This is a genomic window from Mucilaginibacter sp. Mucisp86, from assembly GCF_047324315.1.
In the GTDB taxonomy this organism is placed as follows: Bacteria; Bacteroidota; Bacteroidia; order Sphingobacteriales; family Sphingobacteriaceae; genus Mucilaginibacter.
This window is the reverse complement of record NZ_CP168503.1, coordinates 4,719,149-4,744,375: the sequence shown is the minus strand read 5'-3', so window position 1 is coordinate 4,744,375 and position 25,227 is coordinate 4,719,149. Positions and strand designations below refer to the sequence as shown.

Sequence of the window (25,227 nt, the reverse complement as noted above, 5' to 3'; positions counted from 1 at the left end):
ATACTATCACAGCAACCAATCGATAATCTCCAACCCCTGATCACGTTAAAGAAAGGTTTAGGTATAAAGAACGCTCTTTCTTTGGCCGGGGGCAGTAAAAAACTCCCCCTTAGCCGCAAATTTCTTCAATAAAAAGGTTTAGGATTTTGAAATCATATGTACTCTCCCTCAAAAATCTCTAATCACAAACCTTAACCATGATGCATAATTTGCAGGGATTACATAATCAGCCAGCAAATTTTTATGCATCAGGATATTTTAATTATTCGCCTTTAGTGCTGGCGTCGCCTTTGCCCTGGTTTTCGATCTGCAATTTTTTAAGCATTTCGGTACCTATCAAGGCGTCAATCATACCGCCGCTGCCACCCTCTTTACCACTCACCAATATCTCAGGCACTAACCTGATGCCTGCAGCAGCTAAAGCTTCGGCTACACGCACTATGGCATATTGTTCGGTACCCATCGCTTCGGTTTTTTGTTTCGTAACCTCGGCTTCTGATAAACCTATGGCTTTGATCTTGGCACCTTCGGCCAAACCGTTCACTTCAGTGGCATTCGCATCAGCTTTGGCATTCACTGTTTTTGCTTCGGCATCGGCTTTGGCTATCGTGATCCTTACCTCGGCATCGGCTTTGGCGTTGATGGTTTTAGCTTCGGCCTCACCTTTTGACGCAGCTACCCTTGAAGCGGCCATCTGGGTGTTGATCTCAACCTGGCGGGTTGATTTCACTACTTCAGGCTGCATATCGGCACCGGCACGTGCACTTTCAAACTCTTTACGTTCAATCTGCGCATGGCGCTGGATCTCATAAGTAACCTTTTCCTCTTCGGCCAGTTTACGGTCGGTAAGGGTTTTCATCAACGCTGCTGGCGGTACGATGTCACCTATCAGGGTATCTACACCAATTACGTTGTAGGTTTCCAGTACACGCCCAATGTGCTCGCGGGCATCGGTTTGCCTTTGGATACGATTGGCCAGGAAGCCGATTACATCACTTTTTTGGGCAGAGTTACGGAAGTAGTTGGCAATGGTTGGTTCCAGTACCTGTGATACCAGGTTTTTCATTTTGCCAAACCTTGCTATCACTTTTGGCGCTTCATTACGTGGCACGTGGATGATCTGTGACACATCGAGGTTGAAAGTAAAACCATCGCTTGACCTTACTGTAATAGTACACAGGTTCTTGTCCAACTCGTGCGATTCGGTACGGCTATCGGCCCAGTTTAGTACGATATTGGTTGTAGGCACAATTTCAACCGCATGAGTGTAGATGTTTACCGGGTGCTTACCAGGGTCAAGCGGCTCATCCCAAACACCTTTTTCGTTGCGTTTTACAATGTTACCATGCTTAAAGTTATCGCCGCTGGTATCTTTACCTTCCGGGCCCACAAAGGAGTTAACAACGCCCACGTAACCAATTGGTATATAGATCATATCTACCTGTTCAACACTCACAAACCAAGGGTTAAGGTAATATGTACCTGCCAGTATTACATCCTCCTGCAAACCTTTACGGCCGCCTGCATTAATGAAAGCTATCGGGTCCTGGTAGTTTTTATGTCCATGTACCGATTCGCCGGCTATCTCACCTTTATTCAGCGGTTCACCATCCAAAGTGGTAATAATACCTACCTTATTTTCGTGAATCTGCGTAATTGGCACCATCTCTATATCAAACAAAAAGGCGTTGATACGATAGTTACCCGGAGTAAGAAAAGCTGCCTGCGGACCTTTCTGACCATTATTATCCAAAAAGGCAATAGCATCCTGAAACTTATCGCATTCAACCGGTTTACCCAATACACGGCCGGTATCAAATGCAGCACCGTCTTTAGCCTTTACGAGGCCCAATTTGCCTTGCTCAATAATGGTAAAAGGCTGCATTACAATGGTATATTGCCATGGCCACATTTTCCAGTATAAACCAGGAGCAAGAGCTTTGGCCTGCATACCAGCTTCGCCCTGGGTGGCAATGATACGGCCATCGGGCAGGCGGCTGTTACCCGTAAGGGCAAACTTTTTGATCACCAAACCAATACGGTCGTCTGGAACGATAACCATGCCGCAAAACACGCGCAAAACAAATTTGTACATCAGCAATAACACTATGACGGGTATAACCCACCACAGACTAACAATTAGATTGTCCATTTTTTTAAAGATTGTTTTTGATTTTTTTATTAACGGAACCCTTAAGGTGCGGGCCCTCACAATACTTATAGCTTACCTGGAAGAGTACCTTGGCTATATAGTGTCATTAAGACAGTTGCAGTTATGCTTTGTTACGAAAAATCTTAAAAATATTTTACGCCCAACGTCAAATCCATGTAATTAATTGATACACAGAAAGTAAATTTTAAGACAATTTTTATAAAAACTTTTAACAATACGCATAGTTAAACAGATACAGGTTATTTAACGAAAACTTATCTTATAAAGCCATGAACACTACTAATAATATCAAAAAAGAAGGTAGCAAGGCGGATACTACTAAAACGGAAGGGCAAAAAGCCAAAGAGCTCAAAACAGAAGGCCCGCTAAGTGAAAAGGACGAAGTAAAGCAGGCCGAAGAGCGTACCAGGAAAGGCACAAAGAAATAGTCTTAGTCGGAAGTCCGAGGTCGGAAGTCCACAAGTCCTGATTCTGTTTCCCTCTTCTCTATACTTTGAACTTAAGACTTACGGCTTCAGACTAAAGACTTAGCGTCGCTTTCAATTTCAAAAGCAATTGTATAGTTTTATCCAAACATTTTATGTTATGATAAAACAAGGCTTTTTATTGCTTGCCATAGTTACACTTTTTATAACGTCATGTAAACCTACGGTTTCGGTTGCTACACTTACCGGTAAATGGAAATACATAAAAATTGAACACCCTAATGCCAGTCCGCCCGATACCGTAAAACAAGCCGAGTTGGATGCAAACGTGCCCTACATCCAGTTTACGCCCGAAATGAAGTTCCTGATAGTTTGGGGAGGCAAGTTTTTGTCGCACGGTAGTTTTACGCTTAACGGCAGTAATATGAATATAACAGAGAAGCTGCCTGATGGCAAGACCCGCGATTTTGTTTTTTACGTTTCGGAACTTACCGAAACCAAGATAGTTTTTGAAAGCACCGGCCCGGATGGTTCAAAAGTTACCGCTTTACGGGCGAGTAAGTTTTAATTAGGAAAATTGCATAACTTGCATATGGGCCACAAGGCAAAACCTTACGGTAGCGCTTGGTTTAAATCATGTTAATCCTTCAATCCTAAAAATCAAGGTTTAATGAGCCGCAACAACATCACCGCTGGCCTCAACCTTGTGTTTAATAAAACGCTTGCCAATAAAAACAATTAAAAGCGCCAAAATTGATGAACTAACCATAACAGCCGCCATAGGCAGCGAGCTATGTTGTTTTATTACCGAGATGCCAATGGATGATAACGCCCCCACAGCCATCTGAGATGCACCTAATATTGCCGAAGCAGAACCTGCATTTTTTGTGAACGGCGCGAGTGATAATGCAGACGTGTTTGGCGCGCTGATACCAATACAACATAATACACCAAATATCATAGCTATAGTCCCCCCTATTCCAAACCAGTGATGTAATGATCCTATAAAAAACACCATTGAGATAATTACCATTAAAATCAAGGCCGCTCCAATCATCTGCTCGCTTTTGTATTTCTTTATCAATAAGCTATTCAACTGGCTTGAACCAATAAAGCCCACCGAAAGCCCGGCAAAGATCCATCCAAACTGAGTTCCGCTTACTTTAAAGCCGTCAATAAACACAATGGGCGATGCCGAAACGTAGGCAAACAAACCTGCAAATGCAAACGCCCCGCCTATGGCATAAGTTACAAACTGTGTATCTTTTAAAACAGTTATAAAATGCCCTATTATCGGCCCGGGTTTTAAGGAATACGAAGGATCGGGCTGATAGCTTTCGGGCAGCCAGAATATTACCGACACCAATATAAGCACCGCTATAATAGTTAACACCAGGAAAATGATCTGCCATTCAAAAGCGGCCGCAATGTAACTACCGGCCGTAGGGGCCAGCATGGGCGATGCGCCAAGTACCAATATCAGCAATGAAAATACTTTAGCATTATCCTCAACCGGAAACAGATCGCGCACCATAGCCATAGCTGCCACACTTGCCGCACAGCTGCCCACCGCCTGAAAAAAACGAAGCACAATAAGCATTTCAAGCGATGAGGAAAAGAAGCATCCCATTGATGATACGATATAGAGGCCCAGCCCCCAGTATAGTGGATTTTTACGGCCAAACCTGTCAAGCAAAGGCCCGTAAAGCAGCTGCCCCGCAGCAATGCCAACGAAATAGCTCGATAAGGATAGCGCTACCTCATCGGTACTGGTATGCATGTACTTAGCTATTGCCGTAAAGCCCGGCAGGTACATATCAATAGAAAAAGGGCCAAGGGCCGTTAAGGACCCTAATATGAGGATCAGTACAATATATTTTTGTTTGGTCATATTTTTGTTGATGGTTCATGGATCATAGTTCATGGACCATAGCAATATTGGATTACAGTATGTAGTGGTTTTCAACGTTCAGGCAATCATTCACAGGCTCCGCACTATGAACTATGATCCATGAACTACAGCCCCTAAAACGCCTCGCCTAAATTAAGACTTATTGACGAGAAGTTTTTGCTCACCCCATAATCAAGGCTGATATTGGTGCCGGCTTTTTTATTGAACTTAAACCGCAGCCCCGTGCCACCGGCCGGGTGCCAGTATACAAAAGCATGATTTCCGGGCTCGGTAACTGAGTTCACGTTTGCGAATACCACAAAGCCTAATAAGCCATTGCGGGTAATATCACGACGATATTCTGTTTCAAAATAAGCAAGCCTGTCGCCCCGGTACCGGCTTTGAGGAAATCCCCTGCCCGATCGCTGGTAGGGCTCCCAGCCAAGACTGGGCAGGTTGAGATATGGAGTACGTGGTGTAAGCGTTGTCCAGAAGAAAGCCCATAAAGCCAGCACGTTTTTAGGGCCGGAGTTGGTTAACTGCAGGTATTTACGCATATCAATATATAACGACCGCCAATCGGTATGGCTTCCAAATGCTTTTGCATTAACACGATAAACCACATTGGCATAAGCGCCGGGAAGCGGGTTGATAGAGTTTTTGCGCGAATCGTATAGTAAATTGAGCGTTATGCCCGATGAAAATGCATCCTGATCGGCAGCGGTGCCATATTTATAGCCGGTAAACTTACGCAGGTTTTGATCGCCATTGCTTTCAATATCCATGTAGTAATCCAGATTATAGCCTAAGCCTGCATAAAAGTAGGGTTTGATCTGCTTTAACACGCTTTGATAAAACCGGATGTAATTATAATTTACCAGGAACTTATCTTCGGGCCCCTGATTGCCGCCTAAGCCCCATGTATATTGCGGATAAACCATCAGCCGGGTATCCCCCTGTATATTCCACTCGTTATTATTAAGCCAGATATTTGACCGGATAGGCAAACCATACCGCCCTTTTAAATTAAAATAAGGGGTAAAAGTAAAGCTCGATAAATTGGTAGTAGCCGCATCACCAAGGTAAAAACCGGCAGTTGTTGAAGTAAACAGCGCCCTGCCCCCGCTCCGGCCATCTGTTGATGAAATTGGGAAAACAGAAAAGTAAATCTTTTTTCTTTCGGTTGTTTGCTGCCGGGGCTTTACTTTAAAAAGCGAACGTGCAATATCAATAACATCTCTTTGTGGTACTGTATCTTTTTTTATGCTCACGGTATCGGTACCCGCTTCCTGCGCCAGCACCATAGCCGGAATAAAACATAAAACTAATACAGATAACCGTCCTACCATCGTGCTTTAAACAGAAAACTCACCCAGCTGTTTGATCGTTAATAATGTTATTAACGGATAAAACAGTGTAATCGCTTCAATTTAGTTAAATTTTAATTTAAATAAAAAAGGCCTGTAACTATTATTAATTACAGGCCTTTTATAAAAGCTTTTAAATTAATGGTACGTTGTTGTTTTGGTTACAGTTGTTTTGGTGGTAGTATAATGATGGTGCGGATGTGCCCTGCGCCATGCAATACGTGCTGCGCGTTGCCTTTTTTCTTCGCGCCTGCGGGCTTCATTACCAATAATGTAACCACCACCCGCGCCAAGAGCACCGCCAACTAAAGCGCCGCCTGCGCTATGCGTAATAAGGGCACCTGCAACAGCGCCACCTGCGCCGCCTATTATAGCTCCCTTACCTTGTTTACTGATTCCTTTTTTTTGTGTTGTTTGTGCACCGGCATTAATACTGATCGATAACATCAGGCCAATTAAAAAGCACATATATATCATTAACTTTTTCATTTTGGTATGTATTTAATAAGTGTTAACACAAACACCTATACAAATAACAGGCCGTTATTGAAAATTGCGTTGCAAAAATTAAACAAAAGAACCTTAGCTGACAATGCTATTTCAGGAATTCCAAAACAGCCTTTGAAAATTCGGAGGTTCGGCTGGCGCTGTTATGATCGCCGGGAACGTAAACGAGCTTAGACCCTGGAATGAGTTTATTGAGGGCAACTTCATCGCCGTTGTCATGATCTTCAGTGCCATCTATAAGCAGCACCGGGATTTTCACTTTGGCTAATTCCTGTTTACCGGTTGATGGTTGCCACTTTTGCTGATAAGCCAAAGCAAGCTCATCAAAGGGATTACTGCGGATGTATTTAATCATCCCATCAACGTCATGAAAGCTGGTATCGCCCATTAAAGCCTTATAGGCATGGATCCGGCGCGGCCATTCGGGATTGGTATAAGCATCACCCATGCCCCCCATTACGGCCTTTTGGGCGCGCTTATCCAGCACAAACACCCGCGATGTAATGATCGATCCGCGGGAGTATCCAACAATATTATATTGTTTAAGGCCAAGGTTCGTGGCTAAACCCATAATATCTTTTGCTTCGGCATCGTTAGCGTAACCGGCGTCGGTATGTGGCTTGTCCGACCGGCCGTTACCACGCTGATCCAATATAATTACTTTGTAGCCTGCGATTAACAAATCATTATAAAGCTGTCCTTTTTTCCAGCCTTCGCCGGTGCCCGAAAAACCATGAACCAGTATTACCGGGAAGCCATCGCCTTTTACCTCGTAATAAATCTTAATGCCATCAAACGAGTTATAGTAGCTGCCTGCTGTAGCAGCTTGCTGCGCCCTAACACAGTTGCTGATGATCAGCATAAAGAAAAACAGGCACAAACCGGCTGGTAACTTTTTCATAACAAGTACAGTTTTTATTTAACAAACAGGTTAATAATCATTACACCCACAAGCCCGATAACAGAAACAAGGGATTCCATTATCGACCATGATTTGATCGTATCTTTGATACTCAAATTAAAATACTCTTTAAATAGCCAGAACCCCGAATCGTTTACGTGCGAAAATGCCAGACTACCGGCCCCGATAGATAATACCATTAAATTAGGGTTAACATGATTTTGCAAAACCAGGGGCGCAACGATACCTGCGGCTGTTAGTCCGGCTACTGTTGCAGAGCCCAAACTAATGCGTATAATAGCGGCAATTACCCAACCGAGCAGCAGGGGCGGCAAATTAAAAGCCTGCAACTGCGCTGCTATTTGGCTGCTTACGCCACTTGCAGTTAGAACCTCTTTAAAAGCGCCCGATCCTGCTATGATTAATAATATCAGTGCAACATCCTTTACTGCATCAGTAAAACTCCCTGCAAGCTGGCCCATTGTTTTACCTTGCTTTACACCCAAAGTATAAGTGGCCACAATGAGCGCTACCAGCATAACAATTGAGGGATCGCCGAGAAATGTAATAAATTTTGCTAAACCTGGGTTTTGTATGTTAAGATATGGAAAAAATGCAGTAAGCATTAACAACATAACCGGCAGTAACGCCGTAAAAAAACTGTTAAATGCTCCCGGAAGCTTTTCAGGAGGTAATTCTTCGGCCCGGAAAGTAGCCAGTGGCTCTGATGGAATTTTTTTTAGAAACAGGGCAAACACAGGCCCTGCCAATATGATGGCAGGAATAGCTATTACAAGGCCGTAAATAAATGTTGTAGCCATATTAGCGTGAAACAGGGCTACTAATGCTGATGGCGATGGATGCGGGGGTAAAAAGCCATGCGTTACCGATAACGAAGCAAGCATTGGCAACCCTATATAAACAGCCGGCAGTTTATATTTATAAACTACCGAAAATATGAGCGGTACCATCAGCACAAAACCAATACCATAAAACAATGGAATGCCGATAATAAATCCGGCAACAACCAACGCCCACTGAATATATTTTTCACCTACTGCGGCAACAAGTACGCCTGCTATTTTTTGCGCGGCTCCGCTTACCGCCACAAGCTTGCCCAGCATGGCACCAAGGCATATAATGATCAGCAACTGGCCCAAAATATCGCCCATTCCTTTTTGCAATGAAGCGGTTACTTTATTAATGGGAATGCCCAATAGCAAACCAGCTACTATTGAAACAATCAGGAATGCGATAAAGGGATTTACTTTTACAAGGCTTACCAGCAAAACCAGCAGCACAATACAAAAAAGGATAGTTAACAGTACCATTAAATTATATGTTTATGTATGGCCAGTGGTGTATAACCAGAGTATTGGACACCCGCTGCGGCCAACTAAAGTAACAACAAAATTTGAGTTTCGGATTTTTAATGGTAAAAGCTTTTAATTACCTTGCTATTAACAGCACATATGTAGCTTTTTTATCTTTATAACCCGAAAAACCGGAAGCCTGTGTAATTATTCTGCAACCTGTTACTATTTATCGTCCGTTTCATTTTTTTTATAAAAAATAGTTTTAATTTTGCATTAAAGTTTTATCCGATTAAGATTAAGCCCAAACCACTATTTACAGGATACTGTATTTTAACGAGCATACTTTAATACCTTTTCGGCATTTATTTCTTTAATTTTTATTATGGTTAAGCGTATTTTAGTATTGGATGACAATCAAGACATTCTTGATATTGTTCATGAAACCCTTACTTATGAGCAATTTGAGGTTAAAAGTACATCGGTAAGCACCGATGTTCTGCCGCTGATTGAGAGTTTTGAACCAGATCTTGTTATACTTGATTACCGTGTGGCAGGTACCAATGGCGGCGAAATTTGCCGTAATATAAAAGTACACCCTAAATTTGGCAATACACCTGTAATTATCTTTTCGGCCTATGTAAATAATGAAAGCGAACTCATTAGCTACGGCTGCGACTCCATAATCAATAAGCCCTTTGATTTAACCGAACTTGTTGAAAAGGTAAATAGCCTGCTTTAAAATAAGCCACCTTGCTTTAGTCCATCAACATTGCTGCCGCCTTTTTCCATTGTACATTTTAAGCTTTAGTTACAAGTTTTTTCCATGTGATAAAAGGCTGGAATTATCAAAAAAATAAAAAAAGAACATAAAAGAGCATCGCTTTACAAATACAGTTTCATTTTCCTATTTTAATTTAATAATTATCAATATTTCAATACTCTTATTAAGATATTGATAATTATATTAACTTTGTTTTATAAGTTAATATCAATAAATAATTAAATACAATAACCCCTGATTGTATTATGGTACTATCGATAACTGAACACGAAAAAAAGGAAGTAAGGAAAGCACCGGTATGCCCCAGGTGTAAATCAGAACTTGACAGCCGCGTGCCAAGAGGTTTTTTGGTGAAAAAATTTCTTTTTTTTCTTCCCTTAAAAAGATATATCTGCTATAAATGTCAACGTAAGCGGTATATACTACGATAATTAATTTAATTAATTTCTTAAAAGTAAATTAACAAGCACTTAAAAGTACTTTTCTCTTATTTTCTTCTCCATAAATACTATAGATATTGTATTTTGGCTTCCTGTTATTTTAAAATTTGTGGAAGAAAACGAAGCCAACTCAAGAAAAAGGTATTACTGTTCGAAATGCGGAGCCCCTTATCATTTCCAGATGCGAAGAAATTGGTTTTTAAAAAACGTTCTGTTTTTTGTACCGGTCAGAAAATATTTTTGCGCAAAGTGTAAAAAATCTGCCCACGTTTTTATAAAATAACACCAGTTAGCTGCATCCATTTAGATACGTCGATATTCTGATTGCCCCCGGTATTTACAACCATTCCTATACGGCATTATTCTGTTATTTTAGAACGCCGACCTTATTTGTATACAATTGAACATCTGCCATACTTTATTGAACCTATCAGATTATTAAACCTTCTGCATAAAAACACCCCAAAACACAAATTTGGCTCTAAAACAATCGAGTATAATACTTGGTATAAAAATTGCTCAATGTAACCTGATATTGAATAAGCTATATCAAAATTTCATTTTTTGCTGATACAATTTTTAACAGATTACTTATGCGACGGATATTAGCGGTGGACGACGACAAAGACATTTTAGAGATCATAAAATATATTCTGGAAGACTCAGGTTACGAGGTTGACACATTAACCGAAGGCAAAGCATTGTTCGACCGTATAAAACAGCATGAACCTGATTTAATTTTGCTTGATATTATGCTTGGCAATTTAGACGGCCGCGAACTTTGCAAAGCCCTTAAAAATCAACAGGAAACTAAAAACATACCTGTGATATTAATTTCGGCCAGCCATAACCCCGGCGTACTTACCCAGGCCGGATCACCCGATGATTTTATAGCCAAACCATTTGATATTGATGCATTGCTGAACAGCATAAGCAGGCAATTAAAAAGCGCTGCCTGATATACGATACATATCTCCAAAAAAACGGGGCAGACAAACACTTGCCCACCCCGCCAAATCAAAACAAAAAACTAAAAATCAAACATTTATATTAAATGCCTTTTCCCGTTTAGCGCGGTTACGCAGCTTAAAGAAAATGACAAGGTTTAGGAAATGCATACCGCCTAATATTAAAATGATCCACCCCAGTTTATAGCTCAATACCTCTACCACTACCTGCATACTGGCTATAGAGCCATACTCTTTAAGGGCCAGGCTCATATAGCCTATGTTTACCAGGTAGAAGCCTACCACCAGCAGTTTGTTCACAGAATCGGCCAGCTCGTTGTTGCCGTGAAATATATCTACCAAAAAGATCCGCCCGTTTTTAAACAGCACTTTGGCCACCCATACAGTTAATGCAATACTTGCCAGCAGATAAATAACATAGGTTAAAATAAAGTAATTCATGACGCCTAGGGTTTTATTTATTATTAATAATTTAGAATTTTCAGAAAAAATTGAAATTTTGATTTAAAAAAAATTATTTAAATACTTTCAGTATCGAACCGAAAAACCAGTTCTCTTCGGCTTTAAGCATGGTATCAAGTGTTTTGTTCACATTGTTAGCCAACTTGTTGATATCAGTAACCGTGGTTTTAAATGTTTTATAAGCCGGATCTTTTGCATCACCTTCTACCCCTGCCAGTTGGTCAAGGATTTTAATGATAGGTGTAAGCTCGCGCTTTTTACGTTCTTCGGCTACACGGCGGGCAATAGTCCATACATCCTTTTCGGCGTAAAAAAACTCTTTGCGTTCACCGGTTTTATGCTGCTTTTCAACCAGGCCCCAGTCAATTAAATCGCGCAGGGTCATGTTTGCATTGCCTCGCGATATGCTTAACTCGGCCATTACTTCTTCGGTAGTCAAGGCTTCCGGCGAGATCATCAGCAAGGCATGTACCTGGGCCATGGTGCGGTTTATCCCCCACTCCGATCCCAGCTTACCCCATGCCTCAATGAATTTTAACCTTGCCTCTGTCAATTCCATGCACAAATATAGATAAGTTTTTAAACTTTCAAAAAAAAATGAAAATTAAGGCTAAAGGCTAAACGAACTCATAACTTTAGGGTTACAAAACATTTTCAACAAGGACATACAGTTTGTCTCCTATCTCATGTCTCACATCTAAAATCTACTGCCTCAACCACCCATCTATCTTCGTATTCCACTCCTGCTGATAGTATTGGTTCGTACCGTGATTAGTTTCATTATCATACTGTTCCTGCAACAGGTTCATCTCCCGGTACGAGTCGAGGTATTGTACATTAATGTAGCCATCATAATTATCAACCGGCAGTTTCATAGCTATAAGTGCCTGTTTAAAATGCCGGGCCACCACCTTTACAATATCAAAATGTCGCTGTTCGTGGTTCAGTGCAAACGCTGTACGGCCCTCGGGTTTTACCCAGGCAGCACTTTTAGGTAAAAATACCTTCATGCTTATCCTCACAACAACAATAGCTTTGCTCACTTCTACCTGTTCGGTATAACCAAAACCAGGCATCACTTCGGCAACGTACTTCCCGCCGCGGGCCTTATCCTGAAAATCATTCCAGGTCAGGGGCCTTTTAGCCGAATAGTAAATGGTGTCCCCTTCGGGCTGTTCCGAATAATCTGTGAAGATCAGCTTCACCCCCTTGGCAAGTTTAATATTGGTATCAGCTTCGCGGTTTATCCATTTATTAAAAAACTGAAGACCGGCTTCAAGTGTCCGGCTTATCAACAGCCCTGTATCGTATTGCTGTGTTGCGCTGCGGTAGTAGGTTGTGGAGGCCGGGTAGTCAATCAAATGCACGTTTCCGTCATCTTTTTTCAATTCAAACCATAACTGTATCTCCAGCCGGCCTGCTATCCTGCCATCGGACATAGGCGTTTCATTGAGTTTCAATTTTTTTATGCGGATGTTTACCGCACGCAGTGTTTTATTTACAGGGATAGCATAGTCGGCAAATTGCTTAACTGCTGTGGATGCTCCTCCCTGTAAATCCGCCTTATATTGCACCGCCGGTAAATTCCCCGGTGCAGGCAGTAACCAGGCAACGGCATTGCGTTCTGCCCGTTCATCAATAACATTAGCTATATAAAACTCATTTGGTTTGTCAATTAACTGCCTGTTTGTTAAAACAATTTCGGCATTTGTTTTTTGTGCTTTTGAATTTAACGGACAAAACACAAACATGTACAACATTACCGGCAACCACAATCCAGCACTGTTAAAAACCCTGTTCATAATTGGTAAAAATAAAAGATGCGATATAGCACCCCAAGGGTATTATAATGCTCAAAATACAAATAAATTGCATCCCTGTATGCTTAATTGTTAACTTTGGGTACTCTTCGCCGAAGCCCCGGCAATACTCAACAATTTTAAAGTTTTCCACACGGATATTATCTTTAGTATTACCTTCGTTAAAAGAAGTGTTATCCACAATTGTTAATTTCTAATGTGAAAAGCCTCTTTTTGGTTTAGCTATTTTCGCACTATCGTTAGTATGCGCTTTATGATCAAAACAAGATACATCACCCTGCTCATTCCCGTATTTTTAGTTTCAACCGCACGAGCCCAGCAAAACCCTTCCACTCAAATCTACCGCACCTATCATGCGGCTTTGGACTTGATGGACAAAGGGAAATTTTCTTCGGCTGCCGAACAGTTCCGTTTGGTTGAAGCTTACAAAATTAAAACCAGCACTCAGCCGCAGTTTGAAACCGAGCTGTCGCTCACCAAAGAAAACTGCCAGTATTACGAAGCCTATTGCGCCCTTAATTTAGGGAACGATGATGCTGAAAGCATGTTCCTTCGTTTTATAAAAGAACATCCGGAAAACCCACTTACCAAACAGGCTTTTTTCCAGATCGGTAAATCATATTTTAAACAAGGTAAATATGAAGATGCTATCCGCTGGTTCAATAAAGTTGAAGCCGGCGAGCTTAACGGTCATGACAACACCGAGTATAAATTCCGTAAAGGTTATGCCTACTTTGAGTTAAAGGATTTTAAAAACGCACAATTACTTTTTGGCGAAGTAAAAAATAAGCGCACTGAGTTTACCGAAGATGCTACTTACTATTTTGCCTACATCGCTTACTTAAACAAGGACTATCACCTTGCCCTGGTAAACTTTGAAAAGCTTAAAAACTCTAAAAAATACGAAAACAGCTATCCTTATTACATCTCAGCTGTTTACTTTTTAGATAAACGTTATGATGATGTGATCAATTACGCTGTGCCTATTGTAAACAGCACCCATCAGCAAAACGAAACCGAAATGCTGCGCATCATAGCTGCGTCATACTTTGCCAAAGCCGATTATGATAACGCGGTTAAGTACTATGGCCGTTTTGAAGACCGCGACCAGGGCCGTACCCAAAATACGCAGGACAGCTACCAAATGGGTTATACCTATTATAAAGTAGGCAACTATGCCAAAGCTGCCAGCGAGTTGGAAAAACTGGTTGAACAGCATGATGTTTACAGCCAAAGCGGTAACTATACCCTGGGCGATGTGTTCCTGAAAATGAACAATAAACAGAGTGCCCGTAACGCTTTCCTTAATGCATCAAAATTGGATTACGATAAGCAGTTACAGGAAGACGCCCTTTATGAGTACGCCAAACTATCATACGAGCTTGACTTTAACCTGCAGGCTTTAGGCGCTACAAGGTTATACCTGGCTACCTACCCGCGTTCAAAACGTATTGATGAGGTTAAGGTATTATTGGGTGAAGAGCTATTGAACTCGCGCAGCTACAAAGAAGCTGTTGAAATCCTGGAACCAATCCCTAATAAAAGCCAGAGTGCACGTTTAGCTTATCAAAAAGTTACTTACTATCGCGGTCTGGAATTTTATAATGAGCGTGCTTTTGAAAACGCTATTGGTATTTTCCTGCGTTCGTTAAAAGATCCGGTTGATAGTAAAACCGAGGCATTAACTACCTACTGGATGGCCGAGGCCATGTTTGAGGTGCGTAAATACGGCGAATCTGTAGAGAATTTCGAAAAATTCCTGAGCATGCCTGAGGCTAAGGAAACCGATGTAGCCAATTATGCAAACTACGCTTTAGCTTATGCAGCCTTTGGCGATGAGCAGTATAAAAAAGCAGCCAATTACTTTGAGAAGTTTTTACAGGGCGATGTAAAAGACGCCAATACCCAAAACGATGCCATCACCCGCCTGGCCGATAGCTATTTTGTGATGAAAAGCTATGGTAATGCGATGACCTATTATAACCGCATCATAGCTATGCACAACCAGGGCGAAGATTACGCACTGTTTCAGCGTGGTATGATCCAGGGCTTACAGGGATCGTTAGACACCAAGATCAGCACCCTGAATGACGTGCTGAACAAGTTTCCAAACTCTGATTATGCCGACGATGCATCCTTCGAGATAGCTTATACCTACTTCCTGAAATCAGACGGAGAGAAAGCTAAAACCGATTTGAACGCCATGATCCAGAAATATCCGCGCAGCAGCTACATACCGCGTGCACTGGTTACCATCGGTTTAATCGATTATAATGCCGGCAACGATGACCTTGCTATTGAATCATTCAAAAAAGTAGTACAGGATTACTCTTCAACAGATGAGGCCAAACAATCTTTGAAACAGATCGAAAAGATCTATACTGATAAAGGCGATGCCCAAACATTTATCAACTATGCAGGTACCACCCCTATCGGTAACTACACTACATCTGATCAGGAAAGCATCATGATCACTGCGGCTAACAACCTTTACCTTAAAGGAGATTGGCAGGGTACTGTAAGCGCTGTAAACGCTTATTTTGATAAATTCCCGGGCAAACAGATCTATGAAAAACAAGCCCGCTTTATTCGGGCACAAGGTTTAGCAGCATTAGGCCGTACAGACGAGGCCGTAGTTGATTATAACGTGATCCTGAACGACTGGACAAGTGCCTACAGTGAAAAAGCCCTGATCAGTATGGCTAAACTGTACATGCAGCAAAAGAAATATAACGAAGCTGTAGTGTTCCTGAAACGTTTGGAAACTAATGCCGAATACAAGGCAGATTATACCTTCGCTATTACCAACCTGATGTACTGCTACTCCGAAATGTTAATGACCGACGATGCTATCAAGTACGCAGAGCTGGTTAAAACCAATGATAAAACATCGCAGGAGGATAAATTCAAAACCGGTCTTTACGAAGGTAAAGCTTACCTGGCAACCGGGGACACCGCTATTGCTGTTAAGCAATTTACCTACACTGCAACAAACACTAAAACCGTTGCATCTGCCGAAGCCCGTTACAACCTTGCCTATATCGAATACGATAAAGGCCGCTACAAAACAGCTCAAAAAATGTGTTTTGATTTAGCCAAGGAAATGCCAAACTATGATTACTGGGTTGCCAAAACATACATTTTATTATCAGATACCTATGTAGGCTTAAAAGATACCTTCCAGGCTAAAGCAACCCTGCAAAGTATCATTGATAACTATAAAGCCGATGACGACATATTACCTACTGCTAAAGAAAAGCTGGATAAACTGAGCGGCCGCAAAACCAAAGCTCCTGCTGCAAGTACCAAAGAAACTGCCCAGCCAGATACAACTAACAAACAGTAACAAAGAGTAATATAAAAAAAGACAAGCAATGAACTCAAGATACACATATACGCTGCTTACCTTAATAATAGCATTATACTTTGTTCCTGCCCAGGCACAAACAAAGAAACCCGCGAAGAAAGCAACTGTAAAAACTGCAACAAAAAAACCGGCTACCAAGCCAGCGCCTAAAAAAGCCGCACCAAAACCGGTAACCAAAAAAGCTGCTGACAGCAAAAGCTTAGGTGATGCAGCTGCAAAAACCGTGGCAGATACCACTAAAAAAGGTGGTGGCAATAACCCTAATGCATCTGCCAACGGTGGCAGTTTATCAGAAGAGATTGTGGTAACTACAGCCTACAAACCTGTACTGGCCGATGCTGTAAAGATCCGCCGCAATCCTGACCTGGAGGATAAAGTGCCGTTTAAAGCGCCACTAACCTATTCACCGCTTGATAAACGCCAGGAGCAAAACTCCGAGATAAGGCAGCTGGACCCAATGAAAAGGCCAGCCGAGCAGGATTCTGTTTTAACCAACAACTTTGCTAAAGTTGGTTTCGGCAACTTAAAAACCATTTATGGCGAAGGTTACTTTGCCAATGGCCGCGATCAGGCATTACAATTTGGTGGTTTTGTTAAACATCTATCTCAGTCAGGCTCGTTACAAAAACAAACTCAAAGCCGTGATGATGTAGGTGTATTTGCCAAAAGCATTATTGGCGATAACAACATATCGGGCAGGATCAACTATAACCGTTTAGGCACTTATTTTTATGGTTATAACGGAGATGTCCCCCCAGACAATAGCTTTGTGCCAACTAAACAACACTTCAATACCATAAGCGGTGAGGTTGAACTGGCCAAAAATTATAAAGATGTTGAAAACGATTTCACCTATGCTGTAAAATTAAAAGGTTATGCATTTAGCAATGCTTACCAGGCACGTGAAAACAATGTGGTTATCTCGGGCTTTTTAAACCAGACCGTTAAACAATTTTATGCAGGCTTAAGCGCTTCCTTAGATCTGGCCACCCAGAAAGACAGTCTTTACAGCCTTGGTAATAACATTGCAAGGATTAACCCTTACATCAAATTTCAGGGTACTAACTACAAGATAGATGCGGGAGTTAACATTGTGAAGGAGTTTGGCGACTTTGGCAAGTTTTACATTTTCCCGGCAGCAAAGCTTGAGGTACAGGTAGTGCCTAAATATGTGCGTTTGTTTGTGGAAGCTAAAGGTGATGTAAACCGCTCTTCACTGCACGATTTTGCCATGATCAACCCATTCCTTGGTCAAAACCTCAATATTAAAAACTCAGTTGATCAGTTGGATATTGCCGCCGGTTTAAAAGGCACCCTTGCTCCCGGTTTAAGTTTCAAAGCTTCGGTATACCGCAACAGCATTAAAAATATGCCTTTAATGGTGAGTAACTTCAATGCAGAAGGCAACAAATTCACCGTTATTTATGATGACGGCAAAGCCCGTGTAAACGGCTTCAACGGTGAGCTGGACTTTAAAGCAACAGACGATTTTAACATTTTCGGTCGCGTTGAAATAAAAGATTACCAGATGGCATCTGAAAAAGAACCATGGAACCTGCCTAAGTTTTTATTAACTGCAGGTACTTCAATACATATCGACAGCAAATTGACTGTTACCGGTTCGTTGCTTATCCGCGGTGCAACTAACGACAGGTTATTGGTATTGGCGCCAACACCAAATACACCAGGCGGCAGCCCGGTTTACAATCAGGTTAAACAGCCAATTAATGGCTTTGGCGATTTAAGCGGCAGTGTGGAATACAAGATCAACCGCAGGTTTTCGGTATTTGCGCAGGCTAATAACATCCTGAGCAGTTCGTACCAAAACTGGTTATACTACCCTAACTACGGATTTAATATATTTGGTGGCGTTGGATACTCGTTTTAAGCCCTGTTTGATGTTTTAAAATTAACTGTATTTTTACCGGATGGATATAGCCAATTATTTAAGCGAACTACTTGGCCGGTACACTGAAGTAAGTGTACCCGGTTTAGGCTGCTTTTCGCGCCTGCGTGTAAATGGCTATTATGATGATGCACAGGCAACATTTTATCCGCCAGGTCATAAACTGCATTTTGATCATCAGCCTAAGGACGACGAGATCTTAACGCAATATATTGCCGAAAAGAAAAAGATTTCGCTGGCATCATCCAAATATTTCACCGAAAAATATATCAACAGCCTAAAGCAGGAGCTGGCACTGCATGAAGTGTCTTTTGCACAGTTAGGCTGGTTTTATATGCAGGAAGGCAAAATTGCCTTCAGGGCACAGGAGCAATCACAAGGGACTGATCCTTTGTTTTTTGGCCTTACACCAGTTACACTTAACAAGGTGAACTATGTACCGCCACCACCTCCGCCGCCGCCTTTGCCAACGGATATACCTTTACAGCAAACTTATACGCCGCCGCCAATTACCACAATTCCGGTTAATAACGAGCCGGAGTATGTTGCTGATGAGCAGGAAGCAAAACGGGGGGTAAGTATCTGGATTATTATTGCACTGATAGTAGCTGCACTTGCGGCTGCAGTATTTGGCGTTTATAAATATAACCCTGCATTGTTACATCTTAATGATAGGGATACAACAGAGCAGCCAAAGGTTGAACAACCAAAGGCAAATCCTGTTGTTAAGCCGGATACTACTAAAAAAGACTCTGTCCCTGCTCCGGCCGATACCACTAAGGCAATTTCACAACCGGTTGCTGCGTTAAATAAATCAACTGTTAGCGCCGATACCGTTGTAAAAACCGAATATGCTATTTTCCTGGGTTCGTTTAAAACCGAAACCAAAAGCGAAGAGGCTGTTAACGATTATAAAAGAAAAGGCATTGATGCCCGCATACTGAAAGGCCCCGGAACCGGTCCGCGTATCAAAATCATTATCGGTGGGTTTGCTTCATCAGATGAAGCTGAAACCATGAGAAAAAAACTTATATCACAACGAAAAATAACTAAAGACACATACTCAAAACAAATTACTGATTCTACGAAATGACTTTATTATTAATACAGCAACTTACCGATACCGCCAAACACCTGGCAGACACCGCAAATCACGCAGTAACAACAGCCGCCGCACCAGCAGAAGAGCTTCGCTTTGGCGACCTGCTTATTAAAGGTGGTTGGGTAATGATCCCGATAGGTATTTTAGCTGTACTGGGGCTGGTAATATTTTTTGAGCGTTACTTTACTATCCGCAAAGCATCACGCGATGAATCAAACCTGATGGTACAGGTACGTTCAAGTATCCACTCGGGCAACCTTGAATCGGCTATTGCTATTTGCCGTAATAACAACACCCCACTGGGCCGTATGCTGCAGAAAGGTTTATTACGTATTGGTCGCCCTATAAAAGATATCGAAGGAGCTATCGAAAACGTTGGTAAGCTTGAAGTATCCAAACTGGAAAAAAACATCGGTATTTTAGGCATCGTAGCAGGTATCGCCCCCATGTTTGGATTCCTTGGTACTATTGCCGGTGTAATCAAGATCTTTTATGATATCTCAAAAACTGATAACATCAGCATGGGTGTAATTTCGGGCGGTTTATACGTAAAGATGGTTACTTCAGCCGCGGGCTTGTTTGTAGGTATCGTAGCTTATGTGTGCTACCACATTTTAAATATGATGGTTGATAAGGTAATTCTTAAACTTGAAACTGATGCCATTGAATTTATTGACCTGTTAGAAGAACCGAGCAAATGAATTTAAGAAAACGACACAGGGGCGCATCGGCAGAGGTACATACATCGGCAATGAACGATATCATGTTCTTCCTGCTGCTGTTTTTCCTTATAGCATCAACAGTTACCAATCCTAACGTTATCAAACTGGTATTGCCTAAATCATCAACAGGGCAATCGGTATCTAAGAAAACTATTACGGTATCAGTAACTAAAGACCTGAAATACTACGTAGATAAAAAGGAGATTCCGGTAGATGCCCTGCAAACCACGTTGGCAGGATATAAAAACCTGGCTACAGAACTTACCATCGTTTTGTATGTTGATAAAACTGTAGCTATACAGGATGTAGTACAGGTGATGGACGTAGCACAAAAATTAAATATTAAACTGGTTTTAGCAACAGAACCTAAGGGATAACAGTGGCAGTTGCAGTTTAACGTTTGCAGTAGCTTATTGCAGTAATATACTGTAACTGCTTAAACAAACTGCCACTTTTTTAAAGTAGCAGTTGTTCTTTAAGTAGCAGTTGCAGTTTTAAGTAGCAGTAATCATTAACATAGTAAGGTAAACAAACTGCCACTCGCTACTGCCACTGCAACTAATTAAAAACTTATTGCGTTAATTAAAAAAATGGAGTACAGGGAAGAAAATAACTATCCGAAGGCATTTATAGCAACAGGCATTATTATGGCTGTGCTGATAGCGGCATGTTATTTTATCGTATTCAAAAACCCGCCGGTTGAAGAAAACGGAACAGGCGGCATATTGGTAAATTATGGTACGGTTGATGAAGGTATGGGCGATGATTACATGAGCACCGAAGAGCCCTCTGTAGCCGAAAAAGCCAACCACACCAAACCGGATAAGGTTACCGAAAGCAAACCAACCGAAGAAAAGCCTACGCCCGAAAGCAGTGAAAAAACGGTAGTTACACAAAATAATGAGGATGCGCCTGAAGTGGCTGCACCTACCAAAAAGCCAAGCCAGAATGTGGCCCCTACTCCACCGGTAAAAACACCTCCGGCTAAGCCGAGTGTAAATCAAAATGCTTTATACAAAGGCAAAGCCTCAACCGGTACCGGCGAAGGCGATGGAACAGGTAAAACTCCTGGTAATCAGGGCAAAACTACAGGTACTACACTTACCAATAACTACAACGGAACAGGCTCAGGAAACGGTGGCAGCCTGAATATGGCACAGCGTAACTTTGTAAGCCGTCCGTCGGTAACTGATGCTAACCGTCAAAGCGGTAAAATCGTGGTTGATATCAGGGTTGATAAAGATGGAAACGTAACTTATGCACGTGCCGGTGCCCGCGGAACTACTATATCTGATGACGCATTGCTTCAGAAATGTGAGGATGCCGTACGCAATTCCAAACTAAACCCACTCGATAATGCGCCCGATCAGCAACAGGGTACCGTTGTTTTTGTATTTAAGGTAAATTGATCTTTTTGAAAGCGAATGGACCATAGTTCATGGTTCATAGTGTTTGATCGAATAATATTACAATTACCCGTTGTCTTTTAGTAAGCTTCAGTAGTATTTTTGCTTCGTCAAGTAGTGGTTCAAACCATGAACCATGAACCATCACCCATGAACTACAAACAAACCATCCAATACCTATATACCCAGCTGCCCATGTTTACGCGTGACGGGGCTTCGGCTTTTAAAAAAGACCTTACCAATACACTTGAGCTTTGCAGACGGCTGGACAACCCTCAGCACAAATTTAAAAGTGTTCATGTAGGCGGCACCAACGGCAAAGGTTCAACATCGCACATGCTGGCGGCCATTTTGCAAACTGCCGGTTACAAAACAGGGCTTTACACTTCGCCCCACCTTAAAGATTTTCGCGAACGCATCCGTGTTAACGGGCAAATGATCAGCGAGCAAACAGTTATTGACTTTGTTGAAAATCATAAGACTGATTTTGAGGAAATAGCCCCTTCCTTTTTTGAAATGACTGTCGCCCTTGCTTTTGATGTTTTTGCAAAGGAAGAAGTAGATATAGCCATAATTGAGGTAGGTTTGGGCGGCAGGTTGGATTCGACTAATGTGATCACCCCACTCGTATCGGTAATTACCAACATCGGCTGGGACCACATGAATATGCTGGGTAATACTTTGCCACTTATAGCAGGCGAGAAAGCAGGGATTATCAAACCGGGCATTCCTGTTGTTATTGGAGAGAAACAAGAGGAAGTAGCTAAGGTTTTTATTGATAAAGCTGTACAAGTTGATAGCAAAATCCGGTTTGCATCTGAAGAGTGGGTTGTTTCAAGTCCGGAAGTCGGAAAGTCCGACAGTCGGAAAGAAAAAGAAGGGTTACTTGAAATTATTGCGAAACGAAACCAATTTGACCATGCCTCTTCCGGACTTCCGGACTTTCGGACTTTCCGACTTGATTTAACAGGCACCTATCAGCTTAAAAATATAAAAACGGTTTTATCTGCCAGTGATGAACTGCGTGAGCAAGGGTTCAATATTACTGATGACCATATTCAAACGGCCTTGTCTCAGGTCAAAACGCTCACAAGCTTGCATGGCCGTTGGGAAACTCTGAGCCAAAATCCGCTTACCATCTGCGATACCGGGCATAACCCGGATGGTATTGAGGAGGTAATGAAAAACATTGCCGCTGTTAAATACAATCACCTGCACATGGTTATCGGGATGGTTAATGACAAGGACACCGGGAAAGTATTGCCGATGTTTCCCAAAGATGCTACATACTACTTCTGTAAACCGGATATCCCCCGAGGACTGGATGCCGAAATCATGAAAACCCAGGCTGAAGCTCATGATTTAATTGGTGATGCTTATCCATCTGTAAAAGAAGCATTGCTATCGGCACAAAAAAATGCAGGTAACGATGATCTGGTGTTTATTGGGGGCAGCACTTTTGTGGTGGCAGAGGTGGTCTGAATCAGAATTTACAGAATTTAAGGATTTTCAGAATCTTAATGTAGAAATAGATACCCTTTGCATCAGGAGCTCTCTTATAAAAAGCATTTTCTGTTGCTTCAAACGCTATAAAATATGAACCTGAAGTAAAACATCCTGCTAATTCTTAAATTCTGTAAATTCTGATTCTGACAATTTCTTCCAAACTACTTCCCCCGTTGCCGCACCTCCGGTAGTTGGAGCAGGCACAATATACTTAAAAATATCTCCCGAAATTATAAACGGCCGCTTTTGCTGCGTTCCCTCCCAATTGGGGAATGACGCATGTTGGATATTAAAGATGATATTCCCCCCTTCAATTTTATACGTGCCATAGTGGGCGTTGCATCCTTTAACAGAAGCCCGGTTTTCCTCATCGGTTCCCTTACTTTTATCACCTGCTGCAAATTTAGGCCGCCCTTCACTGTAGATTTGTAAAGTATAATTTCCTTGAGTATCGAACATCAGGATCCCTTTTGGCGAATCTCCATAAAGATGAACCCGGCTACCATCGGCAGCAATATTATCAACAACCACCAGTTCATAAGTCCCGGTTAAATTATTAGCGCCGATTTTGTTTTGTGCCGATGCCATGCCTGCAATCAGCAAAAAGATGAAAAGCAATTTATGTTTCATGCAGCAAATTTATATTTGCTATATTCCATTAACAATAAGGCACAAAAAAGTAGCCTGGTTACTAAAAAGTTACCATGCTATAAATCAATTACATTATTTTTAATTGATGGATAAAAAATCGAATCATCCGACACCAAAATGTGGCATTGACTACGCTTTTCAGCGGATAGGCGGTAAATATAAGGGCCGTATCCTATGGCGTTTGCGCAATGGCACCATGCGTTACGGTGAATTACGCAGGACAGTAACGGGTGTAACTTCAAAAATGCTGACACAGGCCTTGCGCGAATTGGAAGATGATTGCCTCATTATAAGGCAGGTTTATGTTGAAGTACCTCCAAGGGTTGAATACACCCTTACCGATACCGGTAAAGAACTTCTTCCATTTTTACAGCTACTACGAGATTGGGCCAAACACCAAATGCAGGTTAATGACATAGTTGCTATGCCTTAGTTTTAATTTCAGCAAAGTCAAAAATACCTTTATTAATCTGCCTAAAGTCCTATTTTTATCCGTCCAATCTTCACCTTAAAATATGACATATATAGCATCTGCCAACAGGTATCAAACTATGCAATACCGCCGCTGTGGCAACAGTGGCATCAAACTTCCGGCAATTTCACTGGGCCTTTGGCACAATTTCGGTCATGTAGATGTGGCCGATAACTATCGCAAAATATTACATCTGGCTTTTGATAGTGGCATTACCCATTTTGACCTCGCCAATAACTACGGCCCGCCTCCGGGCTCGGCTGAGGAAAACTTTGGAAAGATCCTGAGAGAAGATTTTCGCGATTACCGCGATGAGCTCATCATATCAAGCAAAGCCGGTTACACCATGTGGCCCGGCCCATATGGCGACTGGGGCTCAAAGAAATACATGGTAGCTAGTCTTGATCAAAGTCTTAAACGCATGGGGCTTGATTATGTAGATATTTTTTATCATCACCGCCCCGATCCAAACACACCGCTTGAGGAAACTATGGCAGCATTGGATCTGATCGTTCGCCAGGGAAAAGCCCTCTATGTTGGTATTTCCAACTATCCTGCCGAACTGGCTTCAAAAGCCATCAGGATATTGAAAGAGCTCGGCACACCATGCCTTATTCATCAGCCCAAATACTCTATGTTTGAGCGCTGGGTTGAAGGTGGCTTACTGAACGTTTTAGGTAACGAAGGCGTAGGCTGTATCCCCTTCTCGCCATTAGCGCAAGGCTTACTTACGGATAAATATTTACACGGGATACCTGAAGATTCAAGAGCGGCGCGGCCAACCGGTTTCCTTCAAAAAAGCCACATTACCGACGAACGCCTGAGCCAGATCAGGGATTTGAACAGCCTGGCTGTACAACGCGGGCAATCACTGGCTCAAATGGCACTGGCCTGGATCCTGAAAGATGAGCGGGTAACATCTGTACTGATAGGCGCCAGCAGACCTGAACAATTATCAGATTCTTTGAAAGCTTTAGATAACATTCAGTTTTCGGCAGAAGAATTGGCGAGGATAGAGGAAATTTTGGCCCCCTAACCCCCTAA

Annotated in this window: 23 protein-coding genes; 13 read left to right on the top strand and 10 right to left on the bottom strand. The window is 42.0% G+C overall.

Going from position 1 to position 25,227, the window contains the following annotated elements; all coding sequences use genetic code 11:
• Positions 1-262: 262 nt before the first annotated feature.
• A complete protein-coding gene (locus ACEN9X_RS20195) occupies positions 263-2,152 on the bottom strand; it encodes an SPFH domain-containing protein (RefSeq protein WP_413666841.1) in 1,890 nt (629 codons plus the stop codon).
• Positions 2,153-2,442: 290 nt separating this feature from the next.
• Between ACEN9X_RS20195 and ACEN9X_RS20190 the strand changes: the two genes are divergently transcribed.
• Positions 2,443-2,601, top strand: a complete 159-nt coding sequence (locus ACEN9X_RS20190) for a hypothetical protein (protein WP_413666840.1) — start codon at positions 2,443-2,445, stop codon at positions 2,599-2,601.
• Positions 2,602-2,758: 157 nt separating this feature from the next.
• A complete protein-coding gene (locus tag ACEN9X_RS20185; protein ID WP_413666839.1) occupies positions 2,759-3,166 on the top strand; it encodes a hypothetical protein in 408 nt (135 codons plus the stop codon).
• A 99-nt stretch (positions 3,167-3,265) separates the two neighbouring features.
• On the opposite strand, the gene ACEN9X_RS20180 is transcribed toward ACEN9X_RS20185, so the two are convergent.
• From ACEN9X_RS20180 to ACEN9X_RS20160, 5 genes are all read right to left on the bottom strand, one after another.
• The gene (locus tag ACEN9X_RS20180) at positions 3,266-4,489 is read right to left on the bottom strand and encodes a multidrug effflux MFS transporter (protein ID WP_413666838.1); all 1,224 of its coding nucleotides are present in this window, start codon (positions 4,487-4,489) and stop codon (positions 3,266-3,268) included.
• Positions 4,490-4,623: 134 nt separating this feature from the next.
• The gene (locus ACEN9X_RS20175) at positions 4,624-5,838 is read right to left on the bottom strand and encodes a hypothetical protein (protein ID WP_413666837.1); all 1,215 of its coding nucleotides are present in this window, start codon (positions 5,836-5,838) and stop codon (positions 4,624-4,626) included.
• Between the two features lie 156 nt (positions 5,839-5,994).
• Positions 5,995-6,345, bottom strand: a complete 351-nt coding sequence (locus ACEN9X_RS20170; protein WP_413666836.1) for a hypothetical protein — start codon at positions 6,343-6,345, stop codon at positions 5,995-5,997.
• Between the two features lie 106 nt (positions 6,346-6,451).
• Positions 6,452-7,264, bottom strand: a complete 813-nt coding sequence (locus ACEN9X_RS20165) for an alpha/beta fold hydrolase (RefSeq protein ID WP_413666835.1) — start codon at positions 7,262-7,264, stop codon at positions 6,452-6,454.
• 14 nt (positions 7,265-7,278) lie between these two features.
• A complete protein-coding gene (locus ACEN9X_RS20160; RefSeq protein ID WP_413666834.1) occupies positions 7,279-8,595 on the bottom strand; it encodes a gluconate:H+ symporter in 1,317 nt (438 codons plus the stop codon).
• Positions 8,596-8,962: 367 nt separating this feature from the next.
• Between ACEN9X_RS20160 and ACEN9X_RS20155 the strand changes: the two genes are divergently transcribed.
• Complete coding sequence (locus tag ACEN9X_RS20155) at positions 8,963-9,319, top strand: response regulator (RefSeq protein ID WP_413666833.1); 357 nt, start codon at positions 8,963-8,965, stop codon at positions 9,317-9,319.
• A gap of 1,075 nt (positions 9,320-10,394) precedes the next feature.
• The gene (locus ACEN9X_RS20150) at positions 10,395-10,760 is read left to right on the top strand and encodes a response regulator (protein WP_413666832.1); all 366 of its coding nucleotides are present in this window, start codon (positions 10,395-10,397) and stop codon (positions 10,758-10,760) included.
• A 78-nt stretch (positions 10,761-10,838) separates the two neighbouring features.
• Here the strand turns inward: ACEN9X_RS20150 and ACEN9X_RS20145 are convergent, their stop codons facing one another.
• The 3 genes from ACEN9X_RS20145 to ACEN9X_RS20135 all read right to left on the bottom strand — a co-directional run bounded on the left by ACEN9X_RS20145 (position 10,839) and on the right by ACEN9X_RS20135 (position 13,033).
• Positions 10,839-11,210, bottom strand: coding sequence for a hypothetical protein (locus ACEN9X_RS20145; RefSeq protein ID WP_413666831.1), 372 nt, complete (start codon positions 11,208-11,210; stop codon positions 10,839-10,841).
• Positions 11,211-11,283: 73 nt separating this feature from the next.
• Entirely contained in the window at positions 11,284-11,790 is a 507-nt protein-coding gene (locus ACEN9X_RS20140) for a GbsR/MarR family transcriptional regulator (protein WP_413666830.1), read from the bottom strand.
• Between the two features lie 145 nt (positions 11,791-11,935).
• Positions 11,936-13,033: a hypothetical protein gene (locus ACEN9X_RS20135; protein WP_413666829.1), complete on the bottom strand. Its 1,098-nt coding sequence runs from the start codon at positions 13,031-13,033 to the stop codon at positions 11,936-11,938.
• A 271-nt stretch (positions 13,034-13,304) separates the two neighbouring features.
• Here ACEN9X_RS20135 and ACEN9X_RS20130 point away from each other — a divergent pair, with 271 nt between their 5' ends.
• The 7 genes from ACEN9X_RS20130 (at position 13,305) to ACEN9X_RS20100 (ending at position 23,036) form a co-directional block, all read left to right on the top strand.
• Positions 13,305-16,397, top strand: coding sequence for a tetratricopeptide repeat protein (locus ACEN9X_RS20130; protein WP_413666828.1), 3,093 nt, complete (start codon positions 13,305-13,307; stop codon positions 16,395-16,397).
• A 28-nt stretch (positions 16,398-16,425) separates the two neighbouring features.
• Positions 16,426-18,306, top strand: a complete 1,881-nt coding sequence (locus ACEN9X_RS20125; protein WP_413666827.1) for a hypothetical protein — start codon at positions 16,426-16,428, stop codon at positions 18,304-18,306.
• A 40-nt stretch (positions 18,307-18,346) separates the two neighbouring features.
• Positions 18,347-19,417 carry an SPOR domain-containing protein gene (locus tag ACEN9X_RS20120; protein ID WP_413666826.1) on the top strand — a complete coding sequence of 357 codons (1,071 nt, stop codon included), beginning with the start codon at positions 18,347-18,349 and terminating at the stop codon, positions 19,415-19,417.
• On the top strand, positions 19,414-20,127 hold the full coding sequence (locus tag ACEN9X_RS20115) for a MotA/TolQ/ExbB proton channel family protein (RefSeq protein ID WP_413666825.1): 714 nt from the start codon (positions 19,414-19,416) through the stop codon (positions 20,125-20,127). Before ACEN9X_RS20120 ends, ACEN9X_RS20115 begins: the two co-directional genes overlap by 4 nt.
• A complete protein-coding gene (locus ACEN9X_RS20110; protein WP_091219820.1) occupies positions 20,124-20,525 on the top strand; it encodes an ExbD/TolR family protein in 402 nt (133 codons plus the stop codon). The genes ACEN9X_RS20115 and ACEN9X_RS20110 overlap by 4 nt, the downstream gene beginning before the upstream one ends.
• Positions 20,526-20,738: 213 nt before the next feature.
• Positions 20,739-21,557 carry an energy transducer TonB gene (locus tag ACEN9X_RS20105; protein ID WP_413666824.1) on the top strand — a complete coding sequence of 273 codons (819 nt, stop codon included), beginning with the start codon at positions 20,739-20,741 and terminating at the stop codon, positions 21,555-21,557.
• 147 nt (positions 21,558-21,704) lie between these two features.
• Positions 21,705-23,036, top strand: coding sequence for a bifunctional folylpolyglutamate synthase/dihydrofolate synthase (locus tag ACEN9X_RS20100; RefSeq protein ID WP_413666823.1), 1,332 nt, complete (start codon positions 21,705-21,707; stop codon positions 23,034-23,036).
• Between the two features lie 138 nt (positions 23,037-23,174).
• Here ACEN9X_RS20100 and ACEN9X_RS20095 read toward each other — a convergent pair whose 3' ends face one another.
• Entirely contained in the window at positions 23,175-23,690 is a 516-nt protein-coding gene (locus ACEN9X_RS20095) for a lipocalin-like domain-containing protein (protein WP_413666822.1), read from the bottom strand.
• Between the two features lie 106 nt (positions 23,691-23,796).
• On the opposite strand from ACEN9X_RS20095, the gene ACEN9X_RS20090 reads away from it, so the two are divergent.
• Positions 23,797-24,144 (top strand): winged helix-turn-helix transcriptional regulator, encoded by a 348-nt coding sequence (locus ACEN9X_RS20090; RefSeq protein ID WP_413666821.1) that lies wholly within the window; start codon positions 23,797-23,799, stop codon positions 24,142-24,144.
• Between the two features lie 82 nt (positions 24,145-24,226).
• Positions 24,227-25,219 carry an L-glyceraldehyde 3-phosphate reductase gene (gene mgrA, locus ACEN9X_RS20085; RefSeq protein WP_413666820.1) on the top strand — a complete coding sequence of 331 codons (993 nt, stop codon included), beginning with the start codon at positions 24,227-24,229 and terminating at the stop codon, positions 25,217-25,219.
• Positions 25,220-25,227 lie beyond the last annotated feature (8 nt).

Coding starts and splice junctions, on each gene's coding strand:
- ACEN9X_RS20195 (WP_413666841.1), bottom strand. CDS start 2,152: ATGGACAATCTAATTGTTAGTCTGTGGTGGGTTATACCCGTCATAGTG.
- ACEN9X_RS20190 (WP_413666840.1), top strand. CDS start 2,443: ATGAACACTACTAATAATATCAAAAAAGAAGGTAGCAAGGCGGATACT.
- ACEN9X_RS20185 (WP_413666839.1), top strand. CDS start 2,759: ATGATAAAACAAGGCTTTTTATTGCTTGCCATAGTTACACTTTTTATA.
- ACEN9X_RS20180 (WP_413666838.1), bottom strand. CDS start 4,489: ATGACCAAACAAAAATATATTGTACTGATCCTCATATTAGGGTCCTTA.
- ACEN9X_RS20175 (WP_413666837.1), bottom strand. CDS start 5,838: ATGGTAGGACGGTTATCTGTATTAGTTTTATGTTTTATTCCGGCTATG.
- ACEN9X_RS20170 (WP_413666836.1), bottom strand. CDS start 6,345: ATGAAAAAGTTAATGATATATATGTGCTTTTTAATTGGCCTGATGTTA.
- ACEN9X_RS20165 (WP_413666835.1), bottom strand. CDS start 7,264: ATGAAAAAGTTACCAGCCGGTTTGTGCCTGTTTTTCTTTATGCTGATC.
- ACEN9X_RS20160 (WP_413666834.1), bottom strand. CDS start 8,595: ATGGTACTGTTAACTATCCTTTTTTGTATTGTGCTGCTGGTTTTGCTG.
- ACEN9X_RS20155 (WP_413666833.1), top strand. CDS start 8,963: ATGGTTAAGCGTATTTTAGTATTGGATGACAATCAAGACATTCTTGAT.
- ACEN9X_RS20150 (WP_413666832.1), top strand. CDS start 10,395: ATGCGACGGATATTAGCGGTGGACGACGACAAAGACATTTTAGAGATC.
- ACEN9X_RS20145 (WP_413666831.1), bottom strand. CDS start 11,210: ATGAATTACTTTATTTTAACCTATGTTATTTATCTGCTGGCAAGTATT.
- ACEN9X_RS20140 (WP_413666830.1), bottom strand. CDS start 11,790: ATGGAATTGACAGAGGCAAGGTTAAAATTCATTGAGGCATGGGGTAAG.
- ACEN9X_RS20135 (WP_413666829.1), bottom strand. CDS start 13,033: ATGAACAGGGTTTTTAACAGTGCTGGATTGTGGTTGCCGGTAATGTTG.
- ACEN9X_RS20130 (WP_413666828.1), top strand. CDS start 13,305: ATGATCAAAACAAGATACATCACCCTGCTCATTCCCGTATTTTTAGTT.
- ACEN9X_RS20125 (WP_413666827.1), top strand. CDS start 16,426: ATGAACTCAAGATACACATATACGCTGCTTACCTTAATAATAGCATTA.
- ACEN9X_RS20120 (WP_413666826.1), top strand. CDS start 18,347: ATGGATATAGCCAATTATTTAAGCGAACTACTTGGCCGGTACACTGAA.
- ACEN9X_RS20115 (WP_413666825.1), top strand. CDS start 19,414: ATGACTTTATTATTAATACAGCAACTTACCGATACCGCCAAACACCTG.
- ACEN9X_RS20110 (WP_091219820.1), top strand. CDS start 20,124: ATGAATTTAAGAAAACGACACAGGGGCGCATCGGCAGAGGTACATACA.
- ACEN9X_RS20105 (WP_413666824.1), top strand. CDS start 20,739: ATGGAGTACAGGGAAGAAAATAACTATCCGAAGGCATTTATAGCAACA.
- ACEN9X_RS20100 (WP_413666823.1), top strand. CDS start 21,705: ATGAACTACAAACAAACCATCCAATACCTATATACCCAGCTGCCCATG.
- ACEN9X_RS20095 (WP_413666822.1), bottom strand. CDS start 23,690: ATGAAACATAAATTGCTTTTCATCTTTTTGCTGATTGCAGGCATGGCA.
- ACEN9X_RS20090 (WP_413666821.1), top strand. CDS start 23,797: ATGGATAAAAAATCGAATCATCCGACACCAAAATGTGGCATTGACTAC.
- mgrA (WP_413666820.1), top strand. CDS start 24,227: ATGACATATATAGCATCTGCCAACAGGTATCAAACTATGCAATACCGC.